Below are 14,456 nucleotides of genomic sequence, written 5' to 3'. Positions count from 1 at the left end.
CCCCCTTTACGGTTACTCAGGGGAAATAAGGATGAGTTTGGCAGAAGGTGGGGGAACTGGACTCATGGAGGCGCGCAGATGACAACCGGACATGAGATTTGCCTCCGGTCCCATAAGAGCTATAAATATGACCTCTCGCTTGAGGAATTATGCGGAGACATGACAGTTTTGTCATGTCGCCCCTGAGTCGCGCGGCGATGACGTGAAGCGGACCTAGAAATCGAAGGCGGTCCTCAAGGCTGCAGCCGCAGCATCCTCATCGCGGCCCGCTATGGATACGGTCAGCTCATCCCCGTGCCGCGCGGCGAGGGCCATCAAGCCCATGAGGTCGCGGGCGGATGCATGACGCTCCCCGCAGGTCACAGTGATCTCGCTCTCCCACATGCGGGCCTCGGCGGCGATGGTCGCAACCGGTCGCGCATGCAGGCCTTCGGCCCCGCGGACAACATACGTGAACTCGACCATATCGCCCCTTCCAGCACCCATCCCGGCTTCCATACTACCGTAGCCGGAACCGTGCGCTGCACCTCGTCGGTGCCGACAGCCCGCCTTCCGGCGCCCGTCGCTCCGCGCCGTTGGTCGATATGGGCTAGAAAACGTATTCACGACTGCCCTTCCAGGCAGAATGCCTTTGAGAGCGCCTCGAGATGATGTTTTGCCCCTGCTCTGCGCACATGGCCGCTCCTCGCGCGTGGCTGCGCGTCGTGCGCGTGCCGCCGCATCTCGCGTGCCCGGTGCGCCGGCCCGCCGGTTCGCAAGAGCTCGAAAACCTACTTTCAACCACGCTCTCAGGCAGAATGCCCTCGAGAGCGCCTCGAGATGACGTTTTACTCGCCTCTTGCGCAGCGCGGCCACGCACTACGGGGCACCGATGTGCCCGCATGCCCGATGTGTCAGCGCGCCGGCTTGGCACGGTGGTGGCTGCTACCGCACTCGACGCATGAGAACGGGCGCCCGGCTTGAAGCCGAACGCCCGATGCGCGCCATATGGGTTGACGACTCACCTATAAGGAGGGGGGCCAAGCTGTGCTGGCTCCACGTCCTCAACCCGCTGGTTGGCCTGGCTGCCGACAAGCGAAAGGCGCGTGGAGCAGACGAACCGATGTTACTTCGTGACCTTCAGCACCTGGGCACCGGCGGGGATCGTCGAATCGGGCTCGACGGCGAGCTCGATGTCCGAGAACTCCGCGGTGTTGGAGACCGCGAGGACCACGCAGTCCGCGTAGCCGGCGTCCGCGATCACGCTGCGGTCCATCTTGAGCAGCGGCTGGCCCGCGCGCACGGTGTCGCCCTGCTTCGCGAAGCCCGTGAAGCCCTTGCCCTGCAGGTTGACGGTATCGACACCCACGTGGACGAGGACCTCGATGCCGTTGTCGCCCTGGATGCCCGCCGCGTGGCCCATGGACACGGTCACCGTGCCCGAGACGGGGGCGTACACCACGTCGTCCTCGGGCCAGATGGCGCAGCCGCGGCCGAGCACCTCACCGGAGAAGACCGGGTCGGGCACGTCGGTCATCTTGATGACACGGCCCGCGACCGGCGCGCTGAGCACATCGTCGCCGGTCTCGGCGCTGACATCCGCAGGCGTTGCCGGCGCAGCGGAGGCGGCGGGCGCATCCTTCTTCTTGAACATGTCGAACAGACCCATGAGCGTCCTCTCCTAACGTTCCAAACTGAACATGAGATAGGTCTATTGTAGCAATGTGAACTCCGGCGCGCCCGAGCGGCCCGCTGCTACACGGGAACCTCCCCCGCCTCGATGAGGCCGAGGTGGAGGAAGGCGTTCATCAGGCCGTCGTCGTCCACGGCGGTGGTCACGTAGTCGGCCATCGCGCGGATCTCATCGCCACCGCTGCCCATGGCGACGCCCACCGCGCAGCACACGAGCATGGGGATATCGACCTTCGCGTCCCCGACGGCGATGGTATCGTCCATGCTGGCCCCGAGGTGCTCCACGGCAACGCGCACGGCGTGGGCCTTGTCGATGCCGGCCACACCCACGTCGCCGAAGAGCGCGGTCTCCCCCGCCCCGCCCCAGGTCCCCACCTTCATATCGGAGAAGATCTCGCGGGCGGCCAGGTAATCCTCATAGCTGTCGAGCACGAAGCTGATCTTGTTCACATCGTCGCGCACGAGCTCGGCGCCGTACACGATGCCGTGCATCTCGAGCGCCTCGTCGCTGTCGACCGCCTTGCCCTTGCGCGCCATGTACTCCCGCATCGCCGGCTGCGAGCGCTCGCGGAAGTGCTCGCTCGCGAAGAGGCCGCTGTTGCTCTCGATGTAGAATTCCAGGCCCCGGGCGTACAGCCAGTCGACGATGCGGCCGCACTGCTCGCGGGAGAGATGCTGATGCATGACGACCTCGTCGTGCAGCTCGACGTAGCTGCCGTTGCCGCCGATCATGCCGTCGAAGCCGATCTCCACGAGCTCGGGCGGGTTCTCCGCCTTGCTGCGACCGGTGCACATGAGCACCGTGTGCCCCCGCCTCCGAGCGGCGCGGATGGCAGCGCGGGCGCTCTCGGGGATCACGTTCTCGTATGTGGTGATGGTGCCGTCCACATCGAGGAAGACGACCTTGGTGCCAGGCATGGCAAACCCTTTCTACGAATACGACCCTGGTCCGGCTCAAGGGGCTGCAACCGGGGCCGCGTGATGAGATGGCGCGTGCGCGCCTAAACCGTGAGCTCAAGCCGCATGCCCTCGGGTCCGAGCACGCAGCTCTCGTAGTAGCCGTCCCCCGTGGTGCGGGGCCCGCTCACCACCTCGTAGCCAGCTGAGGCGAGATCGGCGGTGAGCGCATCAACGCGCTCGGCGCTCCCGACGGCGAAGGCGAGGTGCGAGAAGCCGATCCGCTCCTGCGCCGGGTCGGCCTCCTCCACGCCGGGCTTCGCCATGATCTCGAGCCGCGCCCCGCCCTCGAAGGTGAGGAAGTGCGACCGAAAGCCCGTGCGCGGGTTGTGGTACTCAGGCCCCGCCACAGCGCCCAGGCGCTCGACGAAGAACGCCCGCGCCGCCGCGAGATCGCGCACGTAGACGGCTGCGTGCTCGATACGCATGGGTTACTCCAGGCCCTCGGCGCCGTTGCTCGCGATGATCTTCTGGTACGCGAAGAAGCTGTCCTTGCGACGGCGCTCATAGGTGCCGCTGCCGTCGTCGTGCTTGTCCACGTGGATGAAGCCGTAGCGCTTGCGCATCTCACCGGTGCCGGCCGAGACGAGGTCGATCGGACCCCACCAGGTGTAGCCGATGAGGTCGACGCCGTCCGCCACGGCCTCGCGCATGGCGAGCACATGGGAGCGCAGGTAGTCGATGCGGTACTGGTCGTGAATGGAGCCGTCCTCCTCCACGGTGTCGTAGGCGCCCATGCCGTTCTCAACCACCATGAGCGGGATCTGGTAGCGGTCGTAGATCTCGTTCAGGCTGAAGCGCAGGCCCTCCGGATCGATCTGCCAACCCCAGTCGGTGGCCTTGAGGTAGGGGTTCTTGCCGCCCCGGGTCATGTTGCCCGAGGTCTGCTCGAGCTCGTGCGTGCTCACCACGTTGCTCATGTAGTAGCTGAACGTGTAGAAGTCCACCTTGCCGTCGGCGATATCGGCGAGGTCGGTGTCCTCCATCGCGAGGGAAACGCCGTTCTCCTCGAAGAAACGGGCGGCATAGCTCGGGTAAGCCCCGCGCACCTGGATGTCGGAGCAGAACCAGTTCATCTGCCGCATGGCCTGCTGGTTCAGGATGATGTCGGCCGGGTCGCAGGTGGCTGCGTAGGAGAGGATGAAGCAGTCCATGTTACCGATCTTGAACTGCGGATAACGCTCGTGCGCGAGGCGCGTGACGCGGCCCGCGGCCACGAACTGATGGTGCAGGGCCTGGTAGCGGTCCTGCAGAGAGGTCTCGATCGCCGTGGCCGGACCCTCGAAGCCCTGGATGAGACCCGTCTCCAGCATGGCGCCGAACGGCATGGTGCCGCAGTTGATCTCGTTGAAGGTGAGCCAGTAGCGGACCTTGTCCTGGTAGCGCTCGAAGACCGTGGCGCAGTAGCGCTCGAAGAAGCCGATGAGCTCGCGCGAGGCCCAGCCGTTGTACTTCTCGACGAGGTGGTAGGGCATCTCATAGTGCGAGAGGGTCACGAGCGGCTCGATGTTATGCGAGCGCAGGCAGTCGAACACGCGGTCGTAGAAGACGAGGCCGGCCTCGTTGGGGGTCTCATCGTCGCCGTTGGGGAAGATACGGCTCCAGGAGATCGACATGCGGAACATCGTGAAGCCCATCTCGGCGAAGAGCGCGATGTCCTCCTCGTAGCGGTGGTAGAAGTCGATGCCGTCGTGGTTCGGGTAGAGCAGGTCGGGCTTGATGTCGATGGTGATCTCACGGGCGCGCTCATGGGTGCCGCCCGTGAAGTGGTCGTCGACACTCGGGCCGCGGCCGTCGATGTTCCATGCGCCCTCGAACTGGTTGGCGGCGGTGGCGCCGCCCCAGAAGAAGCCATCCGGGAAACTCTTCGTCATGCTTCATCCTTTCCTTGCTCCTTGCAAGCCCCTTGATGGGCCCGCCGGTCTGCCTTGGAGCCTAGGCCGTCACCCCGCGTGCGCCGAGATACCGGTCCTGCCCCTGTTGACACATTCAGTATGCCCGTATGCTCTCACGGTCTCAAGAATACCTGCACGTTCAGACACTTCTTTTCAAGCATGCCCTGCGCGAGTTGGAATGTTTTGATACCTATCATGCAGGTCTGGCGGATGGCCTACGTATCTCTATGTCCGCGCGTAACTCGGATGCTGGCGCACAAGGCGGAAGCCCCTCCAGATAAGCAGACTGCGCGGGAACGCTCCCCAGGCGTGCACACGCTCGAAACATCAGGACGGCGCGCGCGAGGCGGGCCCATCGGGTTCAGATACGGGCACGGCCGGGGCGTCTGGTGCCAAGACTCCGCGTCGCTAAAATCCGTTTTGCGACGTTATGCATAGATTTCCGGAGGCTTCGGGGGCGCTGTGAACCCATCTATTCACAGCGCCCCTTTTTACACCATATCTGACCTGCATCTTTGCGATTAGATAAACGCCTACTGCGATTCGCCTATGCACAGCGCCCAAAAATGCAAAACCCCGTGCCGTGCCGGCCGTTCAAGCAACCAAACATGCGAAACACCGGGCACCGCTGCCCGCACAAGCACCAAGCGCTACTGCGCGGACTCCTCAGGCTTGTAGATCGCGAACTCGATGCCGAAAGCCAAGACAGCCGCCACGAGCGAGGCCACGATCGCCCAGATCATGTAGGTGAACCCGGTGGTGCCACCCACGAAGCTGAGCCAGTTGAACACGCCGAGACCGCCGACCACGTAGATGACCGAGCCCGTGAGGCCGATGATCAGACCGCCCACGGCGGAGCCGATCGAGGCCACGACGAAGGCGCGCTTATCGGGCAGGGCGACACCGTAGATGGCCGGTTCGGTCACGCCGAAGAAGAAGGACGAGATCATGGCCGGCAGGGCGATGGCACGGAACTTCGGGTCCTTGTTCTTGAGGTACATCGCGAAGACCACCGCTCCGAGCGCGAAGGAGTGCGCGATGATGGACGCGAGGATGAAGTCCTGACCGAGGTCGGGGTTCGTGATGTTCATGATCGCGATCGGCACGAGGCTCCAGTGGAAGCCGAAGATCACGAGACCCATCCACACCGCGGCGACCACCGTGCACCCGAGCACGCTGCCGACCACCGGCAGGCTGAAGATAAGCTGGAAGAAGGCACCGAGCAGGTTGGTGATGGCCGTCGCCACCGGGCCGATGACGAGGTAGCCCAGAACCACCGACACCGTGACCACCACGAGCGGGGTGAAGAACATCCGGACCGACGCCGGCATCCACGACTTCACCCAGCGCTCGAGCTGCGCGGCGAAGGCGATCATCAGCAGGATGGGGATGACCGAGCTCGTGTAGCCCGCAGCGGGCATGATGATGGGGATGCCGAGGAAGGTCGCGTACCAGGAGAAGGTGCCCAGGAAGCCCAGGCTGATGCTCCCTATCACCTCACCTGAGGTGAGCCCCACCATCGTGGGGTAGACGAGCGAGAGCGCGATCGCCATGGCGTTGAACTCGCTCATCTTGAACTTCTTCGCCGCGTTGTAGGCGAGGATCACCGGCAGGAAGTAGAAGAAGCCGTCCGCCACCGTGTAGAGCATCGTGTAGGCGCCGTCGTTTTGGAACTCAGGCCAGAGCTGCACGATGCAGGCGAGGATGCCCTTCATGATGCCGGCGGCCGCGAAGGTTCCGAGCATGGGCTGGAAGATGCCGGAGATGAGGTCGATGGCGATCGCGGCCACGGTCTTGTGCTCGTCCTCGCCATCGTCGGCTGCGACCTCGCCGCCGCCGGTGAGACCCGAGACCGCGAGGAAGCTGTCGTAGACGTCCTCGACCTTGTTGCCCACGACCACGTGGTACTGGCCGTTTGCGTTCATGACCTTGATGACGCCGGGCAGGGCCTCGATGACCTCGGTATCAGCTTTCGACACGTCCTTCAGCTTGAAGCGCAGGCGCGTGATGCAGTGCGCCACCGACCTGATGTTGGACGTACCGCCCACATGCTCCAGGATCTCGCGGCTGAGATCGTCACAGTCTTTTGCAGCCATCGTGTTCCTTCCTCTCAGATGGTCGTCTGCGGTATCGCACGGCATCCGGCGCCTTGGATGCCGTGCCCATCAGCGGCTCGAGATGAACCGGTTGATGTGCATCATGAGGTAGAGCTTCTCCTCGTCGCCGGTCGGGCGCGCGTAGCGCTCGCCCAGGTAGTGGCAGATCTCGTCCGCGCACGAGCTGAATGCGGGAAAATCCTCGGCGATGCGGGAGAGGAGCTCGGGGTTTGAGGCGTCGCTGATGTCGCCGTCGAGCAGGCGGCGGATCAGGAGGCGCAGGTGCGTGGTGAAGCGGGCGTAGCTGTACGAGCCGCGGTCCACCTCGGTCTCGAAGCTGCGCTCGATGATGGCGGTGACCCCGTCGATGGTCTTGAGCGTGCGCATGATCTCGTCCATGTCGGCGGCCGCCCCGTCCTCGGCGTTCACGATGTGCATCGCGATGGAGGTCGCCTCCGATGCGGGCAGCTCGATGCCGGCCGTGTCGCGCACGATGGCGAGGCCGCGCTCGCCGAGGGCGAACTCGCGGGGGTAGACGACCTTCACGGTGCCGGCGAGCGGATTGCCGATCTCGTAACCGCCCTCAACGCGCTCAGCTGCGAACTGCAGGTGGTCGGCGAGGGTGAGGAAGGCGTTGGGGTTGAGCTCGACCTCGAGCTCGGTGCGGGCGGCGTCCATGATCTCGAGGGAGGCGTCGATCACCTCGCCGGAGATGCTCCGCACGAGTGAGAGGATACCGTCGTTGACATTGGAGAAGACGCCTTGGACCGCCGACTCATCGGTGAGCAGGTACGGGGTCTTGGGGAAGCCGACGCCCTTGCCGAAGACGACCAACTCGTTGCCGCGGTCATCCCGCGCCATGGCGACGTTGTTGTTGATCTTCTTGGTAATGAGCATGAAAAAACTCCCCCGGCATCCCCATGATCCTGCGGAGGCATTCTGACGAACGTCTCTGCATTCACAAGTAATGCCTCCAGAGGAGTAACAACCTTGCTGTGAAAATCATAGCACCGGGGACCGGGGCGCCTGGAAGATCGGGCAGGCATGACCGTTCAACGGGAATTCGCGACCGTTCACCGGTCCTGGGCGGCGCGTACGACTCAGAGGGACGGTTCCTTGCGCAGGCGGTCATCGAGGGCCCGGCTGAGCGCGTCCGCCACCGGGGCGCCCGCATGCAGCCCTACGAGTACGGCATCGGGGGCGAGGAGGGTCATGTCGAGGATGAGGATGCCGCGGTCGGTGTCAGGCGGCAGGGAGCTGGCAGATGGGTCGGCCTGGGCGGGGTCGTCGCAGCGCGCTGGGCCGGGCCCTCCATCCAGCTCGGTCGCGTCCACCACGATATCGGCGCCGATGAGGGCCTTATGGCGCTCGGATACCGCATGGGCAAGGCCCGCGAACCGGCCTGATGCCCAGGCCGTCTCACAAACGCAGGCGATCGCCTGGGCGAGCTCGACGCCGCCGTCATCCGCGAACACCGTGACCTCCGCTACGGGAGCGGGGGCAGGTGATGCGAGGGCGTCTTCCATCGGGCCATGCGCTCGCGTCACCTCAGGCAGGGCTTCCGCGAGCGCGCGGGCGGTATCGATATCCTGGCCAAGATAGGCGAGGCGCAGGATTCGGCCAGGGCGTGTGAAACCGCTGCCGTGTCCCATGGCGCTCTCCTCCTTGGCTGACTTGCTCGATACGCGTTGCTTGAGCATACGGCAAACTGCAGGGGCATGCGACGCAGACGGTTCAACATGCGCGGTAGGCGGCGCGGCGTCACCTCCCCCGTTCGTCTTCGGCTCGGCACGTGTCGCCAGCGTGCTGTCAAGCGCCGAGTCAGTGGGACGGGAGCCGCTGTCAAGCGCCGAGCTAGTGGTGCGGAGAGTCACTATCAAGCGCCATACCAGCAGAACGGAAAATCGTTTTGCATTTTTCTACGCTATGCATAGATTCGCCCGTCAAATGGCCGAGATCTGGACCCGACTGTGCAAAGCGGCCAAAAATGCACCACTCATGACCTGCGGTTTTATTTTCGATACACGCTGTTCGGGGTTTTGTCTATTCATAGCTCGCAAAAATGCAAAAAGGCCCCGAAGCCCACCATGCACGCGCCCCTTGATGTAGACATTTCAGAGCGACCTTCCGCGCGGGCACCCCTTCGATATGCCACCATAGTGAGACCACGTCCGCCGGCACCGGCCCGTCGGCGGCAAGACGTCAGGAGACCCATGGATATCGAGACGCGCATGCGGCAGGCGCAAAACCTCACGCCCACGGAGCAGCAGCTGACCCACACGATCATCGCCATGGGTGAGCGCATCCGGAGCACCTCGATCAAGGAACTCGCCCATGCGTCGACCACCTCGATCGCGAGCATCCACCGGCTCTGCAAGAAACTTGGCCTCACCGGTTTCAAGGAGCTCAAAGTCGAGCTCGCGCGCAGCGCTGCGGCCCGGCTCGAACGGCCCGAGCCCGTGGACATCAACTTCCCCTTCATGGGCGGCGAGAAGGCCGCCGCCATCGCGCCGCGCATGGAGCTCCTGTATGAAACCACCCTTGAGGCCACGCGCGAGGCGCTCGACGCCGGTGCGCTCGACCGAGCGGCCACCCTGCTGGCGGACGCCGAGGTCGTCGACATCTACACGCAATCGCATAACCTGTATCCTGCGCAGATGTTCTGCGACCGGCTGCTGTCCATCGGGCACGCGGCCACCTGCCACGAGGGCGTCGAGCGGCAGATGCGCACCGCCATGGCGTCCGGCCCCGGCCGCGTGCGCCTCGCGATCTCCTATTCGGGCTTGGCGCAGAACCTGAGCGTCACCCTGCCGCTCCTCGCCGAGCGCAGTGTGCCGACCATCCTCGTGGGAACGCCCCGCTCGGCGCGGCGCCATCCGGGCCTTGCCGCATACCTCTGCGTGGGCGATGGCGAGAGCCTGCAGAACCGGCTCACCCAGTTCGCAAGCCACCTCTCCGTCCAATACACCCTCGACGTCCTGTTCAGCTGCGTCTTCTCCCGCACCTTCGACGACAGCTACGCCTTCCTCGTGAAATCCCTCCCCTACACGCGCCTGCCCGGCACCGACGAGGGCTGAAGGGCTCGGCAGGCCGATCCCAGATCAGGCCTCCACGCGGAGGCCTGCAAGAGAAGTCGACTTCCTTACGCAGCCGCAGCCGTATCGGGGCGATCGCCACGCACGAGGCCGAGGACCACGGCGACGACCGCCGCTACCAGCGCGGGAACCACCCAGGCCATCTGCTCGGCTGCAAGCGGGAGCGCATCGAAGGGGAGCCAGAGCTCAGGCGCCACTGCGTCGCGGAGACTCATGGACACACTCACCACCGTCACCACGCCGATGACCCACGCCCACAGCCCCGGCACGCGATCACAAACGCGATGGAACATGCCCATGACGGCCAGGCAGATCGCAACCGGGTAGAGGGCGTTCAGCAGCGGGACGGAGAACGCGAGGATCACGTCGAGCCCGAAGTTCGATACGACGCAGGAGAAGATCGCGATGCCAAGCGCCCAGGCCCGATAGCTCGTGTGTGGGATATCCTCGGAGAAGTAGGTCCCGCAGCAGCTGATGAGGCCGATGCAGACGTTCAGGCAGGCGAGCAGGAAGATCGCGGCGGCAATGGACACGCCGACGCTGCCGAAATGGCGCGTTGCCGACTCAGTGAGCACCAAAGCGCCGTTGGTGGCGTCGGGTATCACTGCGGAGAGCTGCATGCCCGTGAATGCAAAGCCGATGTAGATGATGCCGATGAGCAGGCCCGCCACCACGCCGGCACGGCAGATCTCGCGGGTGAGGCCGCGACCGTCGGTCACGCCGAGGGCCCGGATGTTCGTCGCGATGACGATGCCGAAGGTGAGCGAGGCCAAAAGGTCCATCGTCTGGTAACCCGTCAGGAAGCCCTGCAGGACGGGGCCCTTGTCATACGGTGCCTGCGCAGCGAGGACCGAGGCACCGGGATCCAAGATGGCCGCACCGGTCACCGCGACGATGAGCAGAATGAGGGCGGGGCCGGTCACGCGACCGAGTAGCTTGGTCAACCGACCGGGATGAAGCGCCAGCATGAAGGCGACGCCGAAGAAGAGCACCGAGAAGACGAGGCGAGCGGCCTCGATGGGCAGGCCGTCGGGCAGCAGGGGGACGAGCATCTCGAACGAGGTCGAGGAGGTGCGCGGGATCGCCAGACAGGGGCCGATCGCCAGGTAGACCGCAGCCACGAATACGCGGCTGTACAGCGGATGCACCCGATCGGCGAGGGCGCGCACGGTGCCGGCCAGGGCGACGGAGATGACGCCGAGGATCGGGAGACCAATACCGGTCACCAGGAAGCCCGCGACGGCCGGGACGATGTCGGAACCGGCTTGCAGGCCGAGCAGCGGTGGGAGGATGAGGTTCCCCGCTCCGAAGAACATCGAGAACAGCGTCACCCCTACCGTTGCAGCCTGCGCGACAGTCAGTTTCTTGGTGCTCAAGGCAGACCTCCCCCACGTCATTGACACAAGGCCCCAGTGTACATGAACGACGTCCCGCGAAACCGAGCCGAAACGTTGGGGGTCGCGCACAAGAGACCTTGAGGCGATGGAGGTCGTGGGGGACGGATGCGGGAGGGACGGAGGACGGGAGCCGGAGGGGTGCGCGGGAGGCAGGGGGAGGCAAGAAAACCACGCCCGAAGGACGCGCTCTTTCCCTCTCCCCCGGCGCCGATGCGGGGTCGAGGCGCAGGGCTCCCCGGCACGGTCCCGCAGCGCGTTTGCAAAGCCACGCGCCGTCCAAACACGCCCGAAGGGCGCACCAACCTTCTCTACTCCAGCGCCGATGCGGGGTCGAGGCGCGGGGCTCCCCGGTGCGGTTCCACAGCGCGTTTGCGAAGCCACGCGCGAAGGGACCGCACCGGGGAGCCCGATGGGAGCAGAACCCCCGTGCGCTACAGCTTCACGATCGGCGCGAACCCCTTCATCAGCTTCTTGATCTGCCCGGACTTCTCGAACTGCACCTCGATGATGTCGCCCTCAGCGGAGAGCACCTTGCCCTGCCCGAAGGTCTTATGGCTCACCGTGTCGCCCGCGCTGAACTTCTCGGCAGCCTTTGCAACATCGGGGCGGCGCTGCTCGACCGCGGGCTCCGCAGACCGCCGACCGCCTCTCCCCTGTCCGCCGCCGAACGTCGCCGGACCGAGGCCCGCGTCGGCCGAGATGTCGCGATGGCGCTGGGCCCCGCCGGCTGAGCGCGTGTACGACCCGAAGACGCTGCCTCCGTATTCCGCGCCCGTACCCGAGCCAAAGGTCCCCCGCCGGTCCCCACGCTTCTCCCAACCGACACCCGAAAAGCCCGAGGACCCAACACCGGTGAACTCCACGTCCTCATCGGGGATCTCGTTCATGAACCGCGACCGCGGGTTCGCCTGCGTGGACCCGTAGGTGCGGCGCGTGGCCGCGTAGGTGAGGAAGAGCCGCTTGCGGGCGCGGGTGATGGCAACGTAGGCGAGGCGGCGCTCCTCCTCGAGCTTGCCCGGATCATCCGCGGAGGCGAAGCCGGCCACGTGGGGGAAGATCCCCTCCTCGAGTCCGGCGACGAAGACGGCGGGGAACTCAAGGCCCTTCGACGAGTGGACCGTCATCATCGTGATCGCCGAGCTCCCGCCGGCGAGCGCATCCAGATCGGAGCGCAGGGCCAGCCACTCCATGAGGGCCGGCAGAGCCGCGCAGGCGAGGGGGCCGTAGGTGCGCTCGATCTCGGCAGCGGCGATGGTGGCCGGGACGGTCGGCGACGGGCCAGCAGGCGCAGCAGGCTCGGATGCCGGCACATCGGCGACACCGGCAGCACGGAGCTCCTCCAAGCTCTCAAGCGTCCCCTCGATGTCCTCGTGCGTCTCCTCGAACTCGGCGGCCACACCCAGGAACTCCTGGATGTTCTCCATGCGGCCCTCTGACTCCATCGTCCCCTCGGCGCGGTAGGCCTGGATGAGCCCGGACGCCTGCACGATGGCGTCGACCACGTCCTTGAGCTCACCGTCCATGCGGCGGCCGTCGCGGACGATCTTCACGAAGTCGGCGAGGGCGTTGCGCACCTTCGCGGTGAAGCGACCCGTCTCCGCCGTGGCGATCTCGCACGCCTGGAAGAAGCTGCAGCTCATCTCGCGTGCGAGATCCTCGATCTTAGCGACCGAGGTGCTGCCGATACCACGACGGGGCGTGTTGATCACGCGCTTGACGCTCATCTCGTCGGCAGGGTTCACCACCATCTTGAGGTAGGCCATCACATCGCGGATCTCCGCGCGGTCGAAGAAGCGCGTGCCGCCGACGATGCGGTAGGGCACGCCGGCACGCAGGAACATGTCCTCGAGGATGCGCGACTGCGCGTTGGTGCGATAGAAGACGGCGATGTCCTCGTAGCTCATGCCGGCGGCGTGGAGCTTGTCGATCTCCCCGGCGATCCAGCGGCCCTCGTCGCGCTCATCCGAAGCCTGGTAGGCGCGGATCTTCTCGCCGTCGCCGGCTGCCGTGAACAGGCGCTTGTCCTTGCGCTGCGAGTTGTGGCGCACCACCGCGTTGGCAGCCGAAAGAATATGCCCGGTGCTGCGGTAGTTCTGCTCGAGCTTGATGACCTTGGCCGCGGGGAAGTCTTTCTCGAAGTCGAGGATGTTCGAGATGTCCGCACCGCGCCAGCTGTAGATGGACTGGTCGTCGTCGCCCACGACCATCAGGTTCTGGTACTTGGCCGCGAGCAGGTTGGCGATCATGTACTGCACGTGGTTGGTGTCCTGGTACTCGTCGACCGAGATGTAACGGAAGCGCTCCTGGTACTTCTCGAGCACCTCGGGGCGGGCACGCAGGAGCTCCAAGGTGCGAACGAGCAGATCGTCGAAGTCCATCGCGTTGGCGGCGCGCAGCCGGCGCTCGAGCTCGAGGTAGACCCTGGCGGCGGCGCGGTCTTTGTCCCCCTCGGCCTGCTGAGACATCTCCTCAGGTCCCACCATGGCGTTCTTCGCCGTGGAGATCTTGGAGCGGATCATGTTGAGCGGAAAGGTCTTCTGATCGAGATCAAGGGCCTGCATGATGTCGCGCACCATGCGGCGCGAATCGTCGTCATCATAGATGGTGAACTGACCGGTGTAGCCCAAAAGGTCGGCGTCCTCGCGGAGCATGCGCACGCACATGGCGTGGAAGGTGCAGACCCACATGCCGCGCGTAGACTCGGGGAGAAGCGCCGCCAGACGCTCGCGCATCTCGGCTGCGGCCTTGTTGGTGAAGGTGATGGCGAGGATGCGCCAGGGAAAGACGTTTTTGTCGGCAACAATGTGCGCGATGCGATGCGTGAGCACCCGCGTCTTGCCCGACCCAGCGCCGGCGAGCACGAGGAGCGGTCCCTCGGTGGTGAGGACGGCCTCCCGTTGCGCGGGGTTCAGCGAGTCGATATCGAACGTTGCGGACATGGGCATCTCTCCTGCGGCGGTTGCTGCGTGCATGGGATCCGGTGCTGCTCGCGAGCGCAGCCGGACGGGCGCGGGGCCGCCTGAGGGACCCGATCGCGCGGGTAACAAGTATAACCACGCGCGCGGACAGAGATGCGCAGCGGATATGGCGGCGCGGGCTCGTGCGGGACGGTGAGGCCCGCTTGGGGATGCACAGAGCTCGTCGGAGGACGCAATTCCCATTCGGAGCAGCGGGGCCCCGCACAAGGGCACGCAAGCCCAATCGAGGTGGCAGAGATTGCTCGGGGTGCGCGAATCCCGCCGGGAAACGTACTTCCAACGGCTCTTTCATGCAGATTGCCTACGAGAGAGCGCCCGATGACGTTTTGGGGCGGAAACGTGTCGCACATACGCCGGGAGGCACGAG

Annotated in this window: 11 protein-coding genes; 1 reads left to right on the top strand and 10 read right to left on the bottom strand. The window is 65.3% G+C overall.

Features of this window, described 5'->3' with window-relative positions; all coding sequences use genetic code 11:
• Positions 1–213: 213 nt before the first annotated feature.
• From CAP13_RS07785 to CAP13_RS07750, 8 genes are all read right to left on the bottom strand, one after another.
• Positions 214–465 (bottom strand): HPr family phosphocarrier protein, encoded by a 252-nt coding sequence (locus CAP13_RS07785; RefSeq protein ID WP_085831034.1) that lies wholly within the window; start codon positions 463–465, stop codon positions 214–216.
• 640 nt (positions 466–1,105) lie between these two features.
• Positions 1,106–1,648: a PTS sugar transporter subunit IIA gene (locus CAP13_RS07780; RefSeq protein ID WP_085831033.1), complete on the bottom strand. Its 543-nt coding sequence runs from the start codon at positions 1,646–1,648 to the stop codon at positions 1,106–1,108.
• An 86-nt stretch (positions 1,649–1,734) separates the two neighbouring features.
• Positions 1,735–2,589: a Cof-type HAD-IIB family hydrolase gene (locus CAP13_RS07775; RefSeq protein WP_085831032.1), complete on the bottom strand. Its 855-nt coding sequence runs from the start codon at positions 2,587–2,589 to the stop codon at positions 1,735–1,737.
• 83 nt (positions 2,590–2,672) lie between these two features.
• Positions 2,673–3,056 carry a VOC family protein gene (locus CAP13_RS07770; protein ID WP_085831031.1) on the bottom strand — a complete coding sequence of 128 codons (384 nt, stop codon included), beginning with the start codon at positions 3,054–3,056 and terminating at the stop codon, positions 2,673–2,675.
• A 3-nt stretch (positions 3,057–3,059) separates the two neighbouring features.
• The gene (locus tag CAP13_RS07765; RefSeq protein WP_085831030.1) at positions 3,060–4,502 is read right to left on the bottom strand and encodes a glycoside hydrolase family 1 protein; all 1,443 of its coding nucleotides are present in this window, start codon (positions 4,500–4,502) and stop codon (positions 3,060–3,062) included.
• A 671-nt stretch (positions 4,503–5,173) separates the two neighbouring features.
• Complete coding sequence (locus CAP13_RS07760; protein WP_085831029.1) at positions 5,174–6,619, bottom strand: PTS transporter subunit EIIC; 1,446 nt, start codon at positions 6,617–6,619, stop codon at positions 5,174–5,176.
• A gap of 69 nt (positions 6,620–6,688) precedes the next feature.
• Complete coding sequence (locus CAP13_RS07755; protein ID WP_085831028.1) at positions 6,689–7,516, bottom strand: PRD domain-containing protein; 828 nt, start codon at positions 7,514–7,516, stop codon at positions 6,689–6,691.
• Positions 7,517–7,719: 203 nt separating this feature from the next.
• Positions 7,720–8,271, bottom strand: coding sequence for a hypothetical protein (locus tag CAP13_RS07750; RefSeq protein ID WP_085831027.1), 552 nt, complete (start codon positions 8,269–8,271; stop codon positions 7,720–7,722).
• 561 nt (positions 8,272–8,832) lie between these two features.
• Here CAP13_RS07750 and CAP13_RS07745 point away from each other — a divergent pair.
• Entirely contained in the window at positions 8,833–9,696 is an 864-nt protein-coding gene (locus CAP13_RS07745; RefSeq protein ID WP_085831026.1) for a MurR/RpiR family transcriptional regulator, read from the top strand.
• 65 nt (positions 9,697–9,761) lie between these two features.
• Here CAP13_RS07745 and brnQ read toward each other — a convergent pair whose 3' ends face one another.
• A complete protein-coding gene (brnQ, locus tag CAP13_RS07740) occupies positions 9,762–11,090 on the bottom strand; it encodes a branched-chain amino acid transport system II carrier protein (protein WP_245798959.1) in 1,329 nt (442 codons plus the stop codon).
• A gap of 452 nt (positions 11,091–11,542) precedes the next feature.
• Positions 11,543–14,056 carry an ATP-dependent helicase gene (locus CAP13_RS07735; protein WP_085831024.1) on the bottom strand — a complete coding sequence of 838 codons (2,514 nt, stop codon included), beginning with the start codon at positions 14,054–14,056 and terminating at the stop codon, positions 11,543–11,545.
• Between the last annotated feature and the right edge of the window lie 400 nt (positions 14,057–14,456).

It is taken from the genome of Collinsella vaginalis (assembly GCF_900176655.1).
GTDB classification, from domain to species: domain Bacteria; phylum Actinomycetota; class Coriobacteriia; order Coriobacteriales; family Coriobacteriaceae; genus Collinsella; species Collinsella vaginalis.
Note: the sequence above shows the minus strand (reverse complement) of the source record. Positions and strands in the feature narration are given on the sequence as shown.